This is a genomic window from Polaromonas sp. P1_G1, from assembly GCF_056405595.1.
In genome coordinates this window covers 33,931-53,620 of record NZ_JBFUBU010000032.1, presented here as the reverse complement: position 1 = coordinate 53,620, position 19,690 = coordinate 33,931, and the positions used below count along the sequence as shown (strand labels likewise).

15 protein-coding genes are annotated in these 19,690 nt (G+C 65.4%); 6 read left to right on the top strand and 9 right to left on the bottom strand.

What is annotated here, in order from left to right:
- Position 1 precedes the first annotated feature (1 nt).
- Entirely contained in the window at positions 2-328 is a 327-nt protein-coding gene (locus AC1D1Y_RS16985) for a YkvA family protein (protein WP_436154796.1), read from the bottom strand.
- A 308-nt stretch (positions 329-636) separates the two neighbouring features.
- Between AC1D1Y_RS16985 and imuA the strand changes: the two genes are divergently transcribed.
- From imuA to AC1D1Y_RS16970, 3 genes are read left to right on the top strand one after another with little or no spacing between them, the layout of a single operon-like run.
- Positions 637-1,302 carry a translesion DNA synthesis-associated protein ImuA gene (gene imuA / locus AC1D1Y_RS16980; RefSeq protein WP_477683342.1) on the top strand — a complete coding sequence of 222 codons (666 nt, stop codon included), beginning with the start codon at positions 637-639 and terminating at the stop codon, positions 1,300-1,302.
- Positions 1,262-2,701, top strand: a complete 1,440-nt coding sequence (locus AC1D1Y_RS16975; RefSeq protein ID WP_477683341.1) for a Y-family DNA polymerase — start codon at positions 1,262-1,264, stop codon at positions 2,699-2,701. The genes imuA and AC1D1Y_RS16975 overlap by 41 nt, the downstream gene beginning before the upstream one ends.
- A 10-nt stretch (positions 2,702-2,711) precedes the next feature.
- Positions 2,712-5,885 (top strand): error-prone DNA polymerase, encoded by a 3,174-nt coding sequence (locus tag AC1D1Y_RS16970; RefSeq protein WP_477683340.1) that lies wholly within the window; start codon positions 2,712-2,714, stop codon positions 5,883-5,885.
- A gap of 58 nt (positions 5,886-5,943) precedes the next feature.
- On the opposite strand, the gene AC1D1Y_RS16965 is transcribed toward AC1D1Y_RS16970, so the two are convergent.
- Together AC1D1Y_RS16965 and gstA are read right to left on the bottom strand one after the other, a co-directional pair.
- Positions 5,944-7,044 (bottom strand): NAD(P)H-dependent flavin oxidoreductase, encoded by a 1,101-nt coding sequence (locus tag AC1D1Y_RS16965; protein WP_477683339.1) that lies wholly within the window; start codon positions 7,042-7,044, stop codon positions 5,944-5,946.
- Complete coding sequence (gene gstA / locus AC1D1Y_RS16960) at positions 7,041-7,649, bottom strand: glutathione transferase GstA (protein ID WP_477683338.1); 609 nt, start codon at positions 7,647-7,649, stop codon at positions 7,041-7,043. The genes AC1D1Y_RS16965 and gstA overlap by 4 nt, the downstream gene beginning before the upstream one ends.
- A 125-nt stretch (positions 7,650-7,774) precedes the next feature.
- On the opposite strand from gstA, the gene AC1D1Y_RS16955 reads away from it, so the two are divergent.
- Complete coding sequence (locus tag AC1D1Y_RS16955) at positions 7,775-8,686, top strand: LysR family transcriptional regulator (protein ID WP_477683337.1); 912 nt, start codon at positions 7,775-7,777, stop codon at positions 8,684-8,686.
- Positions 8,687-8,820: 134 nt separating this feature from the next.
- Here the strand turns inward: AC1D1Y_RS16955 and AC1D1Y_RS16950 are convergent, their stop codons facing one another.
- From AC1D1Y_RS16950 to argA, 6 genes are all read right to left on the bottom strand, one after another.
- Positions 8,821-9,492 (bottom strand): phosphoribosyltransferase, encoded by a 672-nt coding sequence (locus AC1D1Y_RS16950; RefSeq protein ID WP_477683336.1) that lies wholly within the window; start codon positions 9,490-9,492, stop codon positions 8,821-8,823.
- 117 nt (positions 9,493-9,609) lie between these two features.
- A complete protein-coding gene (locus AC1D1Y_RS16945) occupies positions 9,610-10,089 on the bottom strand; it encodes a response regulator (RefSeq protein WP_477683335.1) in 480 nt (159 codons plus the stop codon).
- Positions 10,086-11,792, bottom strand: a complete 1,707-nt coding sequence (locus AC1D1Y_RS16940) for a PAS domain-containing hybrid sensor histidine kinase/response regulator (RefSeq protein ID WP_477683334.1) — start codon at positions 11,790-11,792, stop codon at positions 10,086-10,088. The genes AC1D1Y_RS16945 and AC1D1Y_RS16940 overlap by 4 nt, the downstream gene beginning before the upstream one ends.
- Before the next feature lie 155 nt (positions 11,793-11,947).
- Positions 11,948-12,577, bottom strand: coding sequence for a LysE family translocator (locus AC1D1Y_RS16935; protein ID WP_477683333.1), 630 nt, complete (start codon positions 12,575-12,577; stop codon positions 11,948-11,950).
- Positions 12,574-12,822: a DUF1272 domain-containing protein gene (locus tag AC1D1Y_RS16930; protein WP_477651713.1), complete on the bottom strand. Its 249-nt coding sequence runs from the start codon at positions 12,820-12,822 to the stop codon at positions 12,574-12,576. The genes AC1D1Y_RS16935 and AC1D1Y_RS16930 overlap by 4 nt, the downstream gene beginning before the upstream one ends.
- 73 nt (positions 12,823-12,895) lie before the next feature.
- A complete protein-coding gene (gene argA / locus AC1D1Y_RS16925; RefSeq protein WP_477683332.1) occupies positions 12,896-14,245 on the bottom strand; it encodes an amino-acid N-acetyltransferase in 1,350 nt (449 codons plus the stop codon).
- 214 nt (positions 14,246-14,459) lie between these two features.
- Between argA and AC1D1Y_RS16920 the strand changes: the two genes are divergently transcribed.
- Entirely contained in the window at positions 14,460-15,680 is a 1,221-nt protein-coding gene (locus tag AC1D1Y_RS16920) for a sensor domain-containing diguanylate cyclase (protein ID WP_477683331.1), read from the top strand.
- 190 nt (positions 15,681-15,870) lie between these two features.
- Positions 15,871-19,677: an ATP-dependent RNA helicase HrpA gene (hrpA, locus tag AC1D1Y_RS16915; RefSeq protein ID WP_477683354.1), complete on the top strand. Its 3,807-nt coding sequence runs from the start codon at positions 15,871-15,873 to the stop codon at positions 19,675-19,677.
- Positions 19,678-19,690: the final 13 nt, after the last annotated feature.

Sequence of the window (19,690 nt, the reverse complement as noted above, 5' to 3'; positions counted from 1 at the left end):
CTTACCCGAACCACTCGGCCAGCTTCTTTTGGGTTTCTTCCCGGACCGTGTCATCGATGTGCAGGCCCACCATCCCGAACGCGGCGGCCAGTACGCCCAGGTCATCGACGTAGCCGACAACCGGCGTGATGTCGGGAATGGCATCGACCGGTGAGATGAAGTAGACCAGTGCGCTGTAGATCACTGTCCTGGCCCATGCCGGCGTATCCGGCCGCTGCGCGGCGTAATAGAGCCACAGGGCCTTCTCAATGACGTTGCGCCCGGCGCGCAGGGCGAAGTTCTTCACTTTTTCCCAAAAATTTGCATCGAAATATGCACGGGCTTCCATGGTTCGTCCTTGTATTTTGGTGAGGCCGGGCGTTTGCGGTCGAGAGGTCGACATACCCCGCCGGTGGCGTCTGATTCAGCAGCGCTCCTGAACCCCCTGAGTGAGCCGACAAACCGGGGAAAACAAATTTACTGCCGCGACCCTGGACAAGCCATTACGGGGGATTACGCGGCTTCTTCCGGGGAATCAGGAGGGGGCAGCGTGGGCTTATCCCGGCGGATGTGGGGTTTTGCTTGGCACAGGGGCCAATCACCTCCTATACTGTATATAAATACAGTTATTGGTTTTACCTGATTTGAGCCTGCCCCATGCTTTCCCCGATTTCCGCAGACCGTGCTTCGCCGGATCTGGGCAGCCTGTCCCAGGTCTGGCGCGCTGGCGAGTTGGGCAGTGCGAGCCTGCATACCGTCGACACCGGCTATGCAGGGCTTGACCAGGTGCTGCCCGGGGGCGGCTGGCCGCAGGGGGCCTTGATCGAGTTGCTGCAGCCCCAGGCGGGCGTGCATGAATGGGGCCTGGTGGCGCCGGCGCTGGCGGCCCTGCAGGCCCGGTCCCGCGAACTGACGGTGCTGGTGGGCGCGCCCTGGCTGCCTTTCGGTCCGGCGCTGGGCGCGCGCTCTCTGGACATGCGGCGCCTGCTCAGCATCCAGGGCAAGCCCGGCGATGCGCCCTCACTGCTCTGGGCCACGCGCGAAGCCCTGCAATGCGCCGACGTGCACTGCGTGCTGGCTTGGTTGCCGGATGCGCGCAGCGCCCATTTGCGCCGCCTGCAGATTGCCGCGCATGCGCACAACAAGCTGTTGTTTGTTTTTGCGGGGGGGGGGGCCGCCCGCGAAAGGGTGCGGCGCCAGCGCGAAGAGGTCGGTATTCCGGCGCCCCTGCTGCTGCCTTCGCTGGTGTCGCTTCCCCTCAGTTCATCCCGGAGCCCCATCCATGCGCTGCTGGATCGCATTGCACATCTCGACCACCACTGAGGCGGGTGCCGAGGGCCGGCCGGCGCTGGACGCCGCCGCTGTGCAGCGGGCGGTGGCCAGTCTGGCGCTGGGCCTGACGCCGCGCGTGGCGCTGGTCGACGAGGCGGTGCTGATGGACGTGACGGGCAGCCTGCGCCTCTTCGGCGGTCTGGCGCGGCTGATGCAGCTGCTGGCGCAGCGCCTGGCCGTCTTCTTTGATGAGAACGGGCTGCAGGCCGAGGTGCAACGCGCGCAGGGCGCGACCTCGCTGATCGCGCTGGGCCGTTTGCGCTTGCAGGAGGAGGGCGGGGCCGCCGTGAAAAATCGCGTGGCCGAGTTGCCCATGCACACCTTGACGGCCGCCCGCCCGCACCTGGGTGTGCTTGAGCGCATAGGCTGCCGGACCTGGGACGACCTGCTGCGCCTGCCGCGCGACGGCGTGGCCCGGCGCTTCGGTGCCGAGCTGTTGCAGGCGCTGGACCGCGCCCGCGGCAGCGCGCCTGACGACTACGAATGGCTGCTGCTGCCCGGGCACTTCGAGGAAAAGCTCGAGCTCAACGCACTGGTCACCCACGCCCCCGCGCTGATGGCCGGTGTGGAGCGGCTGCTGGTGCAGTTGCACGCCTGGCTGCTGGGCCGCCAGAGCGGGATTTGCGCCCTCAAAATCACCTGGCACCTGGACAAGCGCCGCGACGTGCCGCCCACCGGCGAGCTGGAAATCCGCACGGCCCAGCCCGCGCAAGACCTGCGCCATGTGGCGCGCCTTATCTCCGAACACCTGGCGCAGCAAAAACTGCCGGCGCCGGTGCACAGCCTGACGCTGCAATCGCTGGCTACCGAATTGCTGGCCGACTCGGCCGCCGCCACCGGCAGCCTGCTGATAGAGGCACGCAAGCAGGGCGACAGCGCGGTGGAACTGGTCGAGCGCCTGAGCGCCCGCCTGGGCGATGCGCGGGTGCAGGCCTGGCAGCCTTGCGCGGACCACCGGCCCGAACTGATGCAGCGCTGGGTGCCGGCCCGGGGCGTGATTTCATCGATCAGCGCACAGCTGAATCCTGCCCGCCCTGGCCGCAAGCGCTCCAAGGCGGGCCCGCCCCCCGAGACCAAAACCGAAGCCCTGTACCCGGCCTGGCTGCTGCCGGAGCCCATCAAGCTGGCCACCGCCGGCAATAACCCGGTCTACCAGGGCCGGCTGCGCCGCTTGGCCGGGCCGCAGCGGCTGGAAGCCGCCGAATGGCTGCTGGCCGACAGCGAGGCCGCGCGCGGCGCCGGTTTATCTGCAAAGCCGTGGGCGCTGCGCGACTACTTCATCTACCGCAGCGAGCAGGGCGGCATGCTCTGGGTGTACAGCGAGCGCCTGGGCGCCACGTCCGAAGCCGCGCGGCAGCGCGCCTGGTACCTGCACGGTTTTTTTGCCTGAGGCCGCACGCATGTCCGTCCACGCACTGCCCGATTACGCCGAGCTGCATGCGCTGAGCAACTTCAGCTTCCAGCGCGGCGCCTCGCATGCCGAGGAATTGGCCGAGCGGGCCTCCGAACTGGGCTACCAGGCGCTGGCCGTCACCGACGAATGTTCGGTCGCCGGTGTCGTGAAGGCGCATGAGGCGGCCCGGGCTTACGGGCTCAAGCTGCTGCCGGGGGCGGAATTCCTGGTGCAGGCGGCTTATGCCTTCAGGCTGGTGGTGCTGCCGCGCGATGCGGCGGGCTGGGGCAACCTCTGCGAGTTCATCACGGAGGCGCGCCGCGCCGGCGACGAAATCGAGAAAGGCAGCTACCGCGTCGTGCTCGGCGAAACCGATTTTTCGCGCTTGACCGATTGTGAAATCCTGCTGTCGCCCTTACCCGATGCCATCGAGGTGGATGCGCTGGGTGCGCACGCGGCCTGGGCGCTCGGGCTGTTCGGCCAGGGCGCCTGGCTGGCCGTCGAACTGCAGCAGGGCCTGGACGACGCGCTGCGCCTGCAGCAACTGCAGGAGGTAGCCGCACACACCGGCATCCGCCTGGTGGCGGCCGGCAACGTGCTGATGCACAAGCGTTCGCGCAAACCGCTGCACGACGTGATGACGGCCATCAAGCTGGGCCGGCCGGTGCATGAATGCGGCTTTGCGCTGCAGGCCAATGCCGAGGCRCATTTGCGCCCGCGCATGCGCCTGGCCGGCATCTATCCGGCCGCGCTGCTGCGCGCCACGCTGGAGGTGGCGGCGCGCTGCCGGTTCAACCTCGACGAGATCCGCGACCTGTACCGCTACCCCCGGGACGACATGGTGCCGCCGGCCGAGACGCCGGCGCGCTGGCTCAGGCGGCTGACCTGGCAAGGGGCCCACACACGCTATCCGCGCGGCATCCCCCACAAGATCCGCCGGCAGCTGGGCTTCGAACTGGCGCTGATCGAAGAGCTGGAATACGAGATGTTCTTCATCACCGTGCATGACATCGTGCGCTTTGCAAGGCAAGAGGGAATCCTGTGCCAGGGCCGCGGCTCGGCGGCCAATTCGGCGGTGTGCTTCTGCCTGGGCGTCACGGCCATCAACCCGGCGGAAAGCAAGCTGCTGTTCGAGCGTTTCATCAGCCGCGAACGCCGCGAGCCGCCCGACATCGACGTGGACTTCGAGCACGAGCGGCGCGAAGAGGTCATCCAGTACATCTACGGCAAATACGGCCACGACCGCGCCGCCATCGCCGCCACCATCATCAGCTACCGCCCGCGCAGCGCGATCCGCGACGTCGGCAAGGCGCTGGCGATGGAGCCCGAGCTGATAGACCAGTTCGCCAAAGAGCATTTCTGGTTTGACGGCAGTGAGGTGCTGGAGGAAAAAATCCGCCAGGCCGGCCTGGCGGGCAGGGAAGGGCCGGTGCTGCAGTGGCTGGACCTGTCGGCGCAGTTGATCGGCTTTCCGCGCCACCTGAGCCAGCATGTGGGCGGTTTTGTGCTCACGCAGGGCAAGCTCACGCGGCTGGTGCCGGTGCAGCCGGCCTCGATGGTGGACCGCCGCATCATCCAGTGGGACAAGGACGACCTGGAGGCCATGGGCTTGCTCAAGGTCGACGTGCTGGCGCTGGGCATGCTGTCGGCCATACGGCGCTGCCTGGCGCTGGTGAACCAGGCGCGCGGCAGCCAGTTGCAGATGCACGAGGTCCAGCCGGACGAGAAAACCTACGACATGATCTGCGAGGCCGACACGGTGGGCGTATTCCAGATCGAGAGCCGCGCGCAGATGTCCATGCTGCCGCGGCTGCAACCGCGTAGCTACTACGACTTGGTCGTCGAGGTCGCCATCGTGCGGCCCGGCCCCATCCAGGGCGGCATGGTCCATCCCTACCTGAAGAACCGCGAAGCCCTCAGGCGGGGCGAAACAATCGTTCCCGAGTACCCGGCGCTCAACCCGGCCCTGGAGCGCACGCTGGGCATCCCGATTTTCCAGGAGCAGGTCATGCAGATCGCGATGATCGCGGCCGACTTCACGCCGGGCGAGGCCGACGACCTGCGCCGCTCCATGGCGGCCTGGAAGCGCAAGGGCGGGGTGGAGCGTTTTCACGGCCGGCTGGTGCAGGCCATGGTCAAGAACGGCTACAGCGCTGAATTCGCCGAACGCATCTTCAGCCAGATCCTGGGCTTCGGTGACTACGGCTTTCCCGAAAGCCATGCCGCCAGCTTCGCCAAGCTGGTCTACGTGAGCTGCTGGTTCAAGTGCCACGAGCCGGCCTGTTTCCTGGCGGCCATGGTCAATTCGCAGCCCATGGGGTTTTACACACCGTCCCAGCTGGTGCAGGATGCCATTCGCCATCAAGTGGAAGTGCGCCCCATCGACGTGATGCACAGCCACTGGGACTGCACGCTGGAGCCGGGCGGTGTGTTGCCCGAAGGTGTCCAGCCGGCGGTGCGCCTGGGCCTGCGCCTGGTGTCCGGCCTGCGCGAAGACGCCGTGACTCGCCTGGTGGCGGCGCGGGCGCAAGCGCCTTTCAGTTCGACCGAAGACCTGGTGTCGCGCGCCGGGCTGGGCACGCTCGAAATCAACGCGCTGGCCGCCGCCGATGCCTTGCTGCGCCTGTCGGGCCACAGGCGCCAGCAGGTGTGGGATGCTTCGGCCATCAAGCCGGCGCCGCGCCTGCTCAAGTCCGTGCCCACGCATGAGACGCCGCTGGCGCTGCCCGACACGCCCGAGGGCGAGAACATCCTGTTCGACTACCAGGCCACCGGCCTCACGCTGCGGCGCCACCCGGTCGCGCTGCTGCGCGAGAGGCTGGCGCGCAAGGGCCTGCTGAGCGCGAGTGAACTCAATGCCCTGCCCGACGGCGAAGAGGTGGCCGGCTGCGGTATCGTCACCGTGCGCCAGCAGCCGCAAACCGCCAAGGGAACCATCTTCGTCACGCTGGAAGACGAAACCGGCCCGGTCAACGTGATCGTCTGGAAGTCCCTGCGCGAAGCCCAGCGCGCCGAGCTGCTGCATTCGCGCCTGCTGGCGGTCTACGGGGTGTGGCAGCGCAGCGAGGAAAGCGGCACCGCCAAAGGTTATGGCGCGGTGCGCAACCTGGTGGCGCACCGGCTGGAAGACCTCACGCCGCTGCTGGGGCGGCTAGGCACGTCCAGCCGCGATTTTCATTAAGAACCTGAACTTGTTTCTCTTGAATGTGCCTCTGCAAATGTCTGCACCTCGCTGTGCTTCAGTCCGTGTGATGAAACGCCCTCACCAGCGCTTCGTCGGTTTGTTGTTCCAGTGCCTGCATCAGCGAGTTGGCGTCCCGGTGCCTGAGCAGGGGGGCGGCCTGACCGGACCAGAGCGACATCAGGTCTGTTCTGCCCTGGGCAATGGCAGCTGGTTTCATCTGGCTTGTCAGCCAGTTTTGAACCGGGTAGGGCGCAATTTCGCCTTCGTGCGCCTTCAACTCGGTCATCAAGCGGTTTTCAATACCGCGTGCCAGGCGCCCGCTGAAAGCGCGGGTGAGAGCGGTGTACCGGGCATCAGGGCTGAACAGCTTTTGGCGATGAAGATCGCTGGCAGATGACTCGACGCACGCCAGGAAAGCCGTGCCTATCTGCACGCCTTGTGCGCCCAGCGCCAGGGCTGCTGCAATACCCCGCCCGTCGGCAATGCCACCTGCGGCGATGACCGGGGCCTTGATCGCGTCGACCACCTGGGGGATCAGCGCCAGTGTGCCCGTGAGCGAGTTGTCGGCCGGGCGCAGAAAAGACACACGGTGCCCGCCGGCCTCAAAGCCGGTGGCCACCACCATGTCGACGCCTGCGCTGTCCAGCGCTATCGCCTCTTCAGGCGTTGTGGCGGCGCCCAGCGTCACGATATCCAGCGCCTTGCATTGGCGCAGGATCTCCGGCGACGGAATGCCGAAGACAAAACTGAAAACCGCGGGCCGGGCTGCCAGCAGGCCTGCCACCTGGTCCTCATAGCGCGGGCTGAAACGCCCTGGCCGGGTCGGCAGGGGTTCACCGAGTTCCTGGAAGTAGGGCGCAAGCAGCGCCAGGTGCTGCTCGAATTGAGGGGCTGTAAGCGGCGGCTCCTCGCTGTTCTCATGCGGCACCCACAGGTTCAATGCGAAAGGCCGTTTTGTTTTCAAGCGTATGGCCTGGGCCGTCTGCTTGATTTGCGCGCCTGTCAGGTGATGCACCCCAAACGAGCCCAGCCCACCGCTTTCGCAGACTGCCGCGGTCAGTTCCACCGACGAGAGGCCGCCTCCGAAGGGGCCTTGCACAATCGGCGCCGTCAAGCCCAGCCTCTGGGTCAGGGCCGTGGTTTTCCAGCGGCTCATGCCAGCAGCCCTTCGGCCTTCAAGGCCTCGCGCACCGCGGGCCGGCCGGCTACGCGTGCCAGGAAGTCCTGCAGGTGCTTCAGGTCCGCCAGGTCCAGTGATACGTACTTGGCCCAGCCGGTCACCGCAAACAGATAGGCATCTGCCACGGTGAAGGACTGGCCGAGCAAATAGTCTTTGGACTGCAGCTGGGTGTTGACCCATTCGTATTTTTTGCGCAGAACCCCGGCCAGGGTTTTCTTGGCGCTGTTGTCCAGGTCCGGGTTGAACAGTGGCGTGAAAGTTTTGTGCAGCTCCGAGGTGATGTAGTTCTGCCACTCCATCACACGGTAGCGGTCCATGCTGCCGGCGGCCGGGAGCAGGTCGGCGCGGCCTGCCTTGTCGGCAAGGTATTGCGCAATCACGGGGCCTTCGGTCAGGCGCTCGCCGTTTTCAAGTTCCAGCACGGGCACCGCGCCCTTGGGATTGATGGCGTAGTAATCGGCCCCGCCTGCGGTGGTGTGGGTGCCTGTGTCAACTTTTTCAAGCTTGAACGCCTGCCGGGTTTCTTTCAGAACAATGTGGGGTGCAAGTGAGCAGGCGCCAGGAGAAAAAAACAATTTCATGGGGTTTCTTGAGCAAGTTAGTTGGGAAGGCCTCATGCTATTGATGATGTTTGGCGAGATAAATGGAGGTTGATTAACTTCATAAGTTACATGGCGTAATAGAGAATCCACAGAAAATCAAAACCATGAGCCGTCAATTTGATGATCTTCAGCTCGGAAGCATTGAGCTTTTTTGTCTTGCCGCAGAGCTCGGCAGCTTCACAGCGGCGGCAAATAGTGCCGGGCTGACACCTCCTGCCGTGAGCCGCTCGGTGTCGCGTCTGGAGGAAAGGCTGGGTGTGCGGCTCTTCACGCGCACGACGCGGCAGATACGGCTGACCGAGGCCGGCCGCGCTTATTTTGAGCAAGCGCGGCAGGCCCTGGGGCAACTGGTAGAGGCCGAACGCGAAGCCACCGGCCAGCAACAGGTGCCCGCCGGTGTGCTGCGCATCAGCCTGCCGACGCCGTATGGGCATTACCGCGTGCTGCCGCTGCTGCCGGTCTTTCGCGCTCTTTATCCAGCGGTGCAGGTCGAGGTCAACCTGAGCAACCGCAATGTCAACTTTGCCGACGAGGGCTACGACCTGGCCATACGCGGGCGTGCACAGCCCGACTCCGGCCTTGTCGCGCGCAAGCTTGAAGATGCCGCTCTGGTGGTGGTGGCCACACCCTCCTATCTGCAGCAGGCGGGAACACCGGTTTCGCTGGAGGCTTTGCAGCAGCACAATTGCATCCAGTTTTTGCTGCCCAGCAGCGGGCAGAAAGTTCCGTGGCTGTTCAGCCATGCAGGCAAGGAACTGGATGTGGCTACCAGCGGGGGGTATTGCTGCTCGGAAGACTTGCTGGGCGGCGTGACGCTGGCCCGGCATGGCGCGGGCCTGCTGCAGACTTACCGATTTATCGTGGAAGAAGATCTGCGCCAGGGGCGCCTGCAAGAGGTGTTGCAGCCTTTTTCGGGGCGATCCAGGCCGTTTTCATTGCTGTACCCGCACGGCCGGCATGTGCCCTTGCGGGTTCGCTTGTTCATCGACTTCCTGCTTGAAAAACTCAAGCAGTAAATGCATCTTCATGCATCGTGAATTGGCGCGCCGGTAAAAGGCCGGCGAGCCGGTCCAGCAGCCGCACGCGTTGCGGGGTGGCTGGGGACCTCCAGCCGTGACTTTTCATTGAAATACGGTTCGGAACTGCTTGCTCAGGAGGCGGCGTGCAGCGCGTGCTCCCGGCGCGCATCGTCCAGCAACTTGTGCACTTCCTCATCCGTGGCTTGGGGGAAGTGCCGGTACCACTGGCTCACGGCGCCGAAATCTTCGGGGCGGGCCGGGCAGACGACGTCCGTGGCCTGCTCCTCCAGGCTGCGGCATCCCTGCACGGAGCCGACCGGCACGGCCGCCACCAGGGCGTGCGGGTGCTGCTGCCGGATCGCCAGCACGGCCGCCTGCATGGTGGCGCCGGTGGCCAGCCCGTCGTCCACCACGATGACGGTACGGCCCATGATGGAGATAGCGGGCCGCTGCCGGCGGTACAGCTGCTCACGCCGCACCAGTTCCGCTTCCTCCCGGGCAACCAAGGCTGCCATGGCCTGCGGCTGGGGCGCCGCGCCCGGCAGCGGGTTCATCACCCGCACGCCGCCGCTGGCGATGGCCCCGATGGCGTATTCCTCATGCCCCGGATAACCGAGTTTGCGCACCACGAAGATGTCCAGCGGCGCACCGAGTTCGCGGGCCACCTCGCGCCCCACGGCCACACCGCCGCGCGGCAGGGCCAGTACCAGCAGGTTGGGGTGTCCGCGATAAGGGGCCAGGGCGGCGGCCAGCAGATGCCCGGCATGGACGCGGTCACGGTAGGGCAGTGGGAGGTCTGTCATACGGATGCTCCAGGCAGGCTTCCAGGCTAAAAAGGCGGATCTGGCCTGCCTGTCAGAACCTTCCCATTCTTCTGTAGGAATGTCGTGGCGCGCATAAGGCCGCCAGCCGCGAGGTGCTCAGCGCTTTCGCGCTTCGTCGGCTTCCGCCGCGCTCTGCTGCATGGCTTGCTCCAGCAGCTTGCTGTAGTTCTCCAGTTTTTTATACAGCAGGCGCACTTCCAGCGCGTTGTGGATGCGCGTCTTGACTTCGACCAGGTCAAACGGCTTGCTGATGAAATCCTTGGCACCGGCCTGCAAGGCGCGTAGCTTGTGGGCCGGCTCCGCGGTCAGTACGATGACAGAGAGGTATTTGTCCTGCCGGTCTTCCTTCAGCGCCTCCATCACCTGGAAGCCGTCCATGCCGGGCATTTTCAGGTCCAGCAGGATCAGGTCGTAGCGATGCTCCGCGTGCAGCGCGGCCACTTCGAGCGGGTTGATGGTGGAGCTGACCTGGGTGTAGCCGGCGCCCGCCAGCAACTGCTCAAGCAACTGCACATTGACGGGCTGGTCGTCCACGATCAGGATGCTGCCGTTCAGGATGTCGAATTCAGCGTTCATGCGGTTTTCTCCGGAAGGGGGGCCGGCCTGGGCCGCGTTTTGGAAAACTTCAGCGCCAGGTCCAATGTCTCCATGAACGCCTGGATCTTGATGGGTTTGGTCAGGTAGTGGAAGAACCCGGCCTCCATGCCTTTTTCAATGTCGCGCGGCATGGCGTTGGCGCTGAGCGCCACCACCGGAATATGCGCCGTCAGCGGGTCCGCGCGCAGAACCTGCACGGCCTTGATGCCGCTGATGCCTGGCAGGTTGATGTCCATCAGGATGACGTCGGGCTGCTCGACCTTGGCCATCGCGATGCCGCTGATGCCGTCGCGGGCGGACAGCAGCCGTATGTCGGAGCGGCGCGCGATGAGGTCTTCCACCAGCATCAGGTTGGCCGGGTTGTCTTCCACATACAACAGGGTGTGGGCGTAGGGCGCTGCCGGCACCTGGCTTTGCAGGGCAATCGGCAGGGGAGCCTGGTCCGGATGCAGCTCGCGCTCTTCGGTGATGTCCATCTCGATCCAGAACACGCTGCCCTGGCCGACGGTGCTCTCCACGCCGATGGCGCCGCCCATCAATTCGATCAGCCGCTTGGTCATGACCAGGCCGATGCCGGTGCCTTGTTCGGCATTGGCCTCCTGGCCCAGGCGGTTGAAGGGCTGGAAGAGCTGGGCGATCTTGGCCGAATCCAGGCCTTCGCCGGTGTCTTCCACGCAGATGCGGATGCGCTGGAGCGAGATGTCCACGCACTTGAGCGTCACCGCCCCGTCGCTGGTGTTGTACTTGATCGCGTTGGACAGCAGGTTGACCAGCACCTGCTTGAGCCGCGTGCGGTCAGCCTTGACGAAGCAGGGCATGGGAAATGTCGGGAAGGTCACGCGGATGCCGCGCTTGCCGGCCTGCGATTCAACCAGGGTTTCGCATTCGAGCATGACTTCAGCCAGCGACACAGGTTCCAGCGACAGCGACAGCTTGCCGGACTCGATCAGCGCCAGGTCCAGGATTTCGTTGATCAGCTCCAGCAAATACCAGCCGGCCTGCAGGATCTGGTCGACGCTGCGCTTTTGCGAGGGTGTGGGCTGCGGCGTGCCGGATTCGATCAGCTGCGCAAAGCCGAGGATGGCGCTGAGCGGCGTGCGCAGCTCGTGGCTCATGCTGGACAGAAAATCCGACTTGGCCAGGTTGGCCTTCTCGGCCACCGCCATCGCTTCCTTCAAGGCCACTTCGACCTGCTTGCGCACCGAGTTGTCGGTGCCTATCAGCAGGTAGCCGATGATGGTGCCGAAGTCGTCGCGCAAGGCGGTGATGGACACGATGGCCGGGAAGCGGCTGCCGTCCTTGCAGATGTAGGTCAGTTCGTAGATGTCTTCGATGCCGCGCGAGGCCTTGAAAGCCAGCGCTTCAAAGCCCGGCGTGATGGTGGTGGCGAGCTCCAGGCTCAGCGCCTGCGCCCGGGCCATCACTTCCTGCGGGTCGTGGATGTCGCTGGGATTGATCTTGTTGACGACCTCGGCCGCCATATAGCCCAGCATGCGCTCGGCGCCGACGTTGAAGAGCTGGATGATGCCTTTTTCATCGGTCGCGATGATGGAAAAATTTTCACTCGTCAGGATGGCCGTCTGTAGCGCGCCGGTTTTGAGCAAGGCCTCCTGGCGCTTGACTTCGATGCCGTCGGCTTTGGCGAGCGCATCAAGGGCGCTCAGGCTGGGAAGGGGTGACATGGGCCATGTTCCTGTAAAAGTAACGACGGATCGTGCTGCGTGGCGCCGCTGGGCGGCGTATCTACGATCCTGGCCGGGGAGAGTGAAGTCTCTGGAAGACTCCGGCAGTGTACAGCGCGTGGCCGGAAAAGTCCGTGCGCCAGCGCAGGCGGGCCCTAGCTGTTTGCGCGCCGGTAAAACGCCAGCGAACCGGCCAGCGCCAGCAGCGCGCCGCCGCAGGCGCGGTCTATCCAGCGTGTGGCCGAGGCCTTGAGCAGGCGAATCGCCTTCGCGCCGACAAAGGCATAGCCGAACATCACGGAAAAATCGATGCCGGCGAACACCAGTGCAATCGCGAGGTACTGCGGCGCCTGCGCGGCCGCCGGGTCGATGAACTGCGGCAGCAGGGCCGAGCAGAAAAGGTAACCCTTGGGGTTGGTCACCGCCACCAGGAAGGATTTCATGAAAATCGCCCGGCCGCCGTGCTGCGTGCCGGGAGCGCCTTCGGGGATTTCAAACCCGCCGCGCGAGCGCAGCAGGCGTATCCCCAGCCAGGCCAGGTAGGCCGCACCGGCCCACTTGAGCACCGAAAACCAGAACTCGGAAGCGGCCAGCAGCGCGCCCAGGCCCAGGGCCACCGCGCCCACCAGGACAAAATCGGACAGCACCGCGCCCAGCATGCCGGGTACCGAGCGGCGCACGCCGTAGCGCGAGCCGTTGGCCAGCGCCAGCAGGACCGTGGGGCCGGGCGTGGCAATGGCCACCAGCGCGACGACGGAAAACAGCAGCAAGGTGGTGGTGTTCATGCTGCGGCCTCACAGCCTTCGGGCTTGTAGACACGCTCGGTCGAGGGTGGGTACTTGGCCAGCTTGCCGGCCGGGCGGCGCGGCCGCACGGCGAATTCACCCCCGCAATTGGGGCAGACGCCCTTGAGTTTGGTGTCGACGCAATCGGCGCAGAAGGTGCATTCGAAAGTGCAGATGCGCGCGTCGGGCGACTCGTTGGGCAGGTCGCGGTTGCAGCATTCGCAGTTGGGGCGGAGTTGGAGCATGCGGATGTCCTGTGTGAAGAGTGGGATGAACGGTAAAAGAAAAACCCCTGAGCAAGAAAACCCGCCGCTCCGGCTAGGACAGCTTCTTGACCAGCACCTGGCTCTTGCGGTCCCAGTTGTACTTGCGCTTGCGGCCTTCTGGCAGCCAGTCCGGGTCCACCTGCACAAAACCGCGCTTGATGAACCAGTGCATGGTGCGGGTGGTGAGCACAAAGATGCTTTGCAAGCCGGCTGCGCGGGCGCGTTGCTCTATGCGTTTGAGGATTTTCTCGCCGTCGCCCTGGCCCTGGCTTTGCGGCGAGACCGTCAGCGCGGCCATTTCGGCGGTCTTGGCTTCCGGGTAAGGGTAGAGCGCCGCGCAGGCGAAGATGACGCCGTCGTGTTCGATGATGCTGTAGTTGGCGGCATCGCGCTCGATCTCGGTGCGGCTGCGCTTGACCAGCGTGCCGTCGTTTTCAAAGGGCTCGATCAACTGCAGGATGCCGCCCACGTCGTCCTCGGTGGCTTCGCGCAGCTCCTCGAGCTTCTCGTCGATCACCATGGTGCCTATGCCGTCGTGCACATAGATTTCCAGCAGCAGCGAGCCGTCCACCGCGAAGGGCAGGATATGGCTGCGCTCCACGCCGGCCTTGCAGGCCTTGACGCAGTGCTGGAGGTAAAACGCGGTGTCGGTGGGGCGCTCGCCGTTGGGCAGGGTGGCCAGCAGCTTTTCGGCGGCGGCCAGCGGCAGCTCGGTGTCTATGGGGTTGTCTTCGCTCTCGGGCTGGTCGTGGTGTATGCGTATGCCCGGGATTTCGGTCAGGAAGATCAGCTTGTCGGCCTGCATGGCGATGGCCACCGAGGTGGCGACCTCTTCCATGGTCAGGTTGAAGGCTTCGCCGGTGGGCGAGAAACCGAAAGGCGAGAGCAGCACCATGGCGCCGAAGTCCAGCACCCGGCCTATGGCGGCGGTGTCGACCTTGCGCACCAGGCCGGAGTGCTTGAAGTCCACGCCGTCCAGGATGCCGACCGGCCGCGCGGTGATGAAGTTGCCCGAAATCACCCGCACTGTGGAGCCGGCCATGGGGGTGTTGGGCAGGCCCTGGCTGAAGGCCGCTTCGATTTCATAACGCAACTGGCCGGCGGCTTCCTGGGCGCTGTCGAGCGCGACCTCGTCGGTGATGCGCATGCCGTGCGAATATTTGGCCGCATGGCCCTTGGCCTTGAGCTGCTCGTTGACCTGCGGGCGAAAGCCGTGCACCAGCACGATYTTSACGCCCATGCTCTGGATCAKCGCCAGGTCCTGGGCGATGTGCTGCAGCTTGCCGGCGGCGATCGCTTCGCCGGCCAGGCCCACGACAAAGGTTTTGCCGCGGTGCGTGTGGATATAGGGCGCGACCGAGCGAAACCAGGGCACAAAGGTGAAATTGAAGACGGCGGACATGGGCGCGCTTTCGGGTTCTAAAGGGCGGGGCGGGAGCAGCCGGGGCGAGGCGGTCGGAGGCGAAACCCGGCTTCCTGGCGCTGCTTTCCCCGGCAAACGGAAAAGTCCAGTGAGTGTAAGGGAGACAGCCTGCCGCATGAAGGTGCGGCCGGCGAGCGGGGTACCCCTTTTGGGGCTGGTGAAACCGGGTCCGGCAGGTTAAGGTCAGGGAGTTATGGATAAATACGCGATCGGGTTCTGGGGTTGCTATTTCGGGTCGGCCGGCCTGATGCTGGCCGGCTCGGTATTTGCCTATCTGCGGTCCCTGCGGCGCATCGCCGTCAATGCCGCCGCTTCGGCCCTGGCCTCGACCTTTTTTGTGGTGGCTTTCCTGGGCGGCCTGCCTATCGCCGACGCCGCCACCCTGGACCGCTTCCTGGCCCATGTGGCCAGTCTGGTGTCGGTGCTGCTGGCCTACCTGCTGTTTTCGATCCTGGGCATTTTGCGCAGCCCTTCGTCCCAACGGCGCGCCTTGCTGCTGCTGGCGGGCGTCGCCGGTGGGGTGATTGCGCTGGGCTGGGCGCTAAGCCCGCAGCAGTCCTTGATGCTCAGCCTGGCCGGGGCCGCGCTGATGGGCTTTGCGGCGCTGGTCCTCAGCCTGCGCAGCGCGCTGCGCGGCGACCGCCTGGCCTGGGTGGCGGTGGCGGGCGTGGTGTTCATGCTGGTTGCCATCGCCGGCCTGAGCTGGGCGGCGCTGGACCGCGCCCACGTGCCCTGGCAGGCGCATGCCGTCAGCGCGCTGGCGGGTACCGCCTACCTGGCCACCATGGCCTCCGTGCTGTGGATTCGCTATTCCTACCTGATCGAGCTGAACCAGGCCCTGGCCTACGGCCCCAGCTACGACCCGGTCACCCGCATGCGCTCCAACAGCGAAACCAACAACATGCTGAACACGGTGTTCAGGCACTACCGCGACCAGCCGGTGCCTATGGGCGTGATCGTGGTGTCCGTCGCCAACCTTTACGTGCTTGAAAAGCTCTATGGCCTGGCGGCCGTCAACCATGCGCTGTTTGTCTGCGCGGGTCGGCTGCGCCGCACCGTGCCGGCGCATGTCGAGATGGGACGCCTGGGCGAGGACGGGTTTTTGCTGCTGATGCGCAACTGCCACCACAGCGGCGACCTGATCCACCTGGCGCGCCGCGTCCAGGCCGCCCTGGCGCGCAGCGTGACGCTCAACACCGGTGCGGAAGCCGGCACGGCCGCCGGCCAGCAGACGCGCTGGGAGGCGGAGGCCGGGATCGGCGTGCTGCGGGTGTCCAAAAGCGATGCGCGCGCCTCCACGGCGGTGGGCTTGGGGCGCGGCATGTCGCGCGCGGCGCTGGGCTACCCGAGCCGCATCGCCTGGTTTGACGAAACCAGCGGCGAAATCGTCGACATGCCGGTGCTGGCGGCCTGAACGGGCCGGCGCGTCAACCCCGCGGGCGCGGCGCCTTCCGGAACAGCCGATAATTGGCGGCTTTGGCCGTCCCGGCCTGCGTCCTTATTTCCTGCTTCTCCCCTTGTCGTCTCCCGCTTTGACCCCCCTGACCATTACCTTTCCCGAATCGCTGCCGGTCTCCGGCAAGCGCGATGAGATCACCGCCGCGATGGCGGCCCACCAGGTCGTCATCGTCTGCGGCGAGACCGGTTCGGGCAAGACCACCCAGCTGCCCAAGATCGCGCTGGCCATGGGGCGCGGCAAGCTCAACTACCCGCCGGGCCAGGGCCGGCTCATAGGCCACACCCAGCCGCGCCGCATTGCCGCCTCCAGCGTGGCCAAGCGCATTGCCGAAGAGCTGAAAACCCCATTGGGCGACGTGGTGGGCTACAAGGTGCGCTTCCAGGACCGGCTTTCGCGCGACGCCTCCGTCAAGCTTATGACCGACGGTATCCTGCTGGCCGAAACGCAGACCGACCCGCTGCTCAAGGCCTACGACACCATCATCATCGACGAGGCCCACGAGCGCAGCCTGAACATCGACTTCCTGCTGGGCTACCTGCGCCAACTGCTGCCGCGCCGGCCCGACCTCAAGGTGGTCATCACCTCGGCGACCATCGATGCGCAGCGATTTGCGGATTACTTTGCTTCTGCCAAGGGGCCTGCGCCGGTCATCATGGTGTCCGGGCGTATGTTTCCCGTCGAGCAGCGCTATCGGCCGTTTGAAGAGTCGCGTGAACATGATTTGAACGACGCGATTGCCGACGCGGTCGACGAACTCTGGCTGAGCCCGCACAGCGCGGGTGACATCCTGGTGTTTTTGCCGGGCGAGCGCGAGATCCGCGAGGCGGCCGACCATTTGCGCAAGCACTTGGCGCACCAGCCGCTGACGCGCAACGCCGAGGTGCTGCCGCTGTTCGCACGCCTGAGCCAGGCCGAGCAGGACCGCATTTTCGACGGCCACAGCGGCCGGCGCATCGTGCTGGCGACCAATGTGGCCGAAACCTCGCTGACCGTGCCCGGCATACGCTATGTGATCGACGCCGGCACCGCGCGCGTCAAGCGTTACAGCTTTCGCAACAAGGTCGAGCAGCTCATGGTGGAGCCGGTGTCGCAGGCGGCCGCCAACCAGCGCGCCGGCCGCTGCGGCCGCGTGGCCGACGGCATCTGCATACGCCTGTACGACGAGAAGGACTTCCAGGGCCGCCAGCCGTTTACCGACCCGGAAATCCTGCGCAGCTCGCTGGCCTCGGTGATTTTGCGCATGAAGGCGCTGCACCTGGGCAATGTCGAGGAGTTCGCTTTCATCGAGCCGCCGCAGCGCCGCGCGATTGCCGACGGCTACCAGCTGCTGGCCGAACTGGGCGCGGTGGACGAGGACAACGAACTCACCGGCGTCGGCCGTACGCTGGCCAAACTGCCGCTGGATCCGCGCGTGGGCCGCATGATCCTGGAGGCCAAAGACCGCAACGCGCTGGACGAGGTGCTGGTGATCGCGAGCGCACTCAGCGTGCAGGACGTGCGCGACCGCCCCATGGACAAGCAGGCCCAGGCCGACCAGCAGCACGCCAAGTTCGATGACGAAAGAAGCGAGTTCAGCGGCTACCTCAAGCTGTGGAAATGGCTGGGCGACGCGCGTGGCGGCCACGGGACCGATCACAAGCTCTCGAACCGCCAGTACGAAAACCTGCTGCGCGAGAACTACGTCAACATCCGCCGCGTGCGCGAGTGGCGCGACATCCATTCCCAGCTCCATACAGTGGTGGGCGAACAGAAATGGGTGTTGAACGACAAGCCCGCCAGTTATGAGCAGTTGCACTTGTCCATGCTCTGCGGCCTGCTGGGCAACATCGGCTGCAAGAGCGACGAGGAAGACTGGTTCCTGGGTGCGCGCGGCATCAAGTTCTACCGCCATCCCGGCGCGCGCCTGAGCAAGAAGCCGGGCCGCTGGATCGTGGTGGCCGAACTGGTGGAAACCACGCGCCTGTTCGGCCGCGGCATCGCCAATATCGACCCGGCCTGGATAGAGCAGGTGGCCGGCCATTTGCTCAGCAAGCAGCTGCTGGATCCGCACTGGGAGAAAAAGGCCGCCCAGGTGACGGCGCTGGAGCGTGCCACGCTGTACGGCCTGGTGGTCTACAACGGCCGGCGCGTGAATTTCGGCCGTGTCGACCCGGTGACGGCGCGCGAGATTTTCATCCGCGAGGCGCTGGTCGCCGGCAACTGGGACACCAAGCTGCCTTTCCTGGCCGCCAACCTGAAGCTGATCCAGCAGGTGCAGGACCTCGAGCACAAGGCCAGGCGGCAGGACGTGCTGGTCGATGAAGAACTGATTTACGCCTTCTACGACCAGCAACTGCCGGCCGAGGTGCACAGCGGCGCGAGCTGCGAGCACTGGTACAAGGAGGAGTCCAAAAAGCAGCCCAAGCTTTTGTTGCTGACCCGCGAGGAGTTGATGCGCCACGAGGCGGCCGGCATCACCACGCAGTCTTTCCCCAAAACCCTGCGCATGGGTGGTGTGGACTGTGTGGTGACCTACCTGCACGAGCCCGGCGATGCGCGCGACGGCTTGACCGTCGACGTGCCGCTGTTCGCGCTCAACCAGGTCAACGAAGAGCGCTGCGAGTGGCTGGTGCCCGGCATGCTCAAGGACAAGGTCCAGGCGCTGATCAAGACCCTGCACCAGCGCCCGCGCTCGCGCCTGGTGCCGCTGCCCGATACCGCCGCCCGCATGACGGAGCAACTGCTGCAACCCGAGGTGTTCGGCAGCGGCTCGTTGACGGATGCGGTGCTCAAGCTGGTGCGCGACGCGACCTCGCTGGACGTCAAGCGCAACGACATGAAGCTGGACATGTTGCCGCCGCATTTGTTCATGAACTTCCGCGTGGTTGACGAGCATGGCCGGCAACTGGGCGCGGGCCGCAACCTGGGCGCGCTCAAGGGCGAGCTCGGATCACAGGCACGCGGTGCATTCCAGGCGCTGGCCGGGCTCAAGAACCTCGCGAAAGCGCCTGAGCCGGCTGCCGTTCCCGATGCAAACCGGCCTATGGCCCAGGCAGGGCGCGCACAAGCCGCACCTGAGAAAGCAGCAGTCAAGGTCGCGGAGCGCTACACGGGCTGGAGTTTTGGCGAGCTGCCCGAGCTCATGGAAATCCGCAAGGGTTCCCAGACACTGATCGGTTTCCCGGCACTGATCGACCTGGGCGATGCGGTCACGATAGAGGTGTTCGACGAACCCGATGCGGCGGCCGCCAAGCACCGCGCCGGTTTGCGCCGGCTTTTCGCGCTGCAGATCAAGGACGCGCTGAAGTACCTCGAGAAAAACCTGCCCGAGCTGCAGAAGATGGCCACGGCCTACATGCTGGTGGGCCGCGCTGCCGACAACTCCGGCGGTGGCACGCTGGAAGAGCTGCGCGAGCAGATCATCGAGGTCGCGCTGGACCGCGCTTTCCTGCTGGACCCACTGCCCACCAACGAGGGCGAGTTCAAGAAACGCATAGACGACGGCCGCGGCCGCCTGACGCTGATCGCCAGCGAAGTGGCGCGGCTGGCCGCGGGCATCCTCACCGAATTCGCCGTGGCCCAGCGCAAGATCAAGGACAGCAAAAACGCCGCTGAAGCCGCGGCGGATGCCGCCCAGCAACTGCAGCGCCTGGTGCCCAAGCGTTTCCTGACGGCCACGCCTTACGCGCAGCTGCAGCATTTCGCGCGTTATCTGAAAGCCATCACCTTGCGGCTGGAAAAATGGCGCGCCGACCCGGCACGCGACGCGGCGCGACTGGCCGAACTGCGGCCGCAGGAACAACGCTACTGGCGCCTGGTGGCSGARCGCAAGGGCGYGGTSGATGMGCGCATGCAGGAGTTCCGTTGGCTGCTGGAAGAACTGCGTGTGAGCTTTTTTGCGCAGGAGCTGCGTACGCCTCAGCCGGTCAGTATCAAACGGCTTGAGAAGGCCTGGGCTCAACTCAATAGTTGAGGTCGGGCTTCTT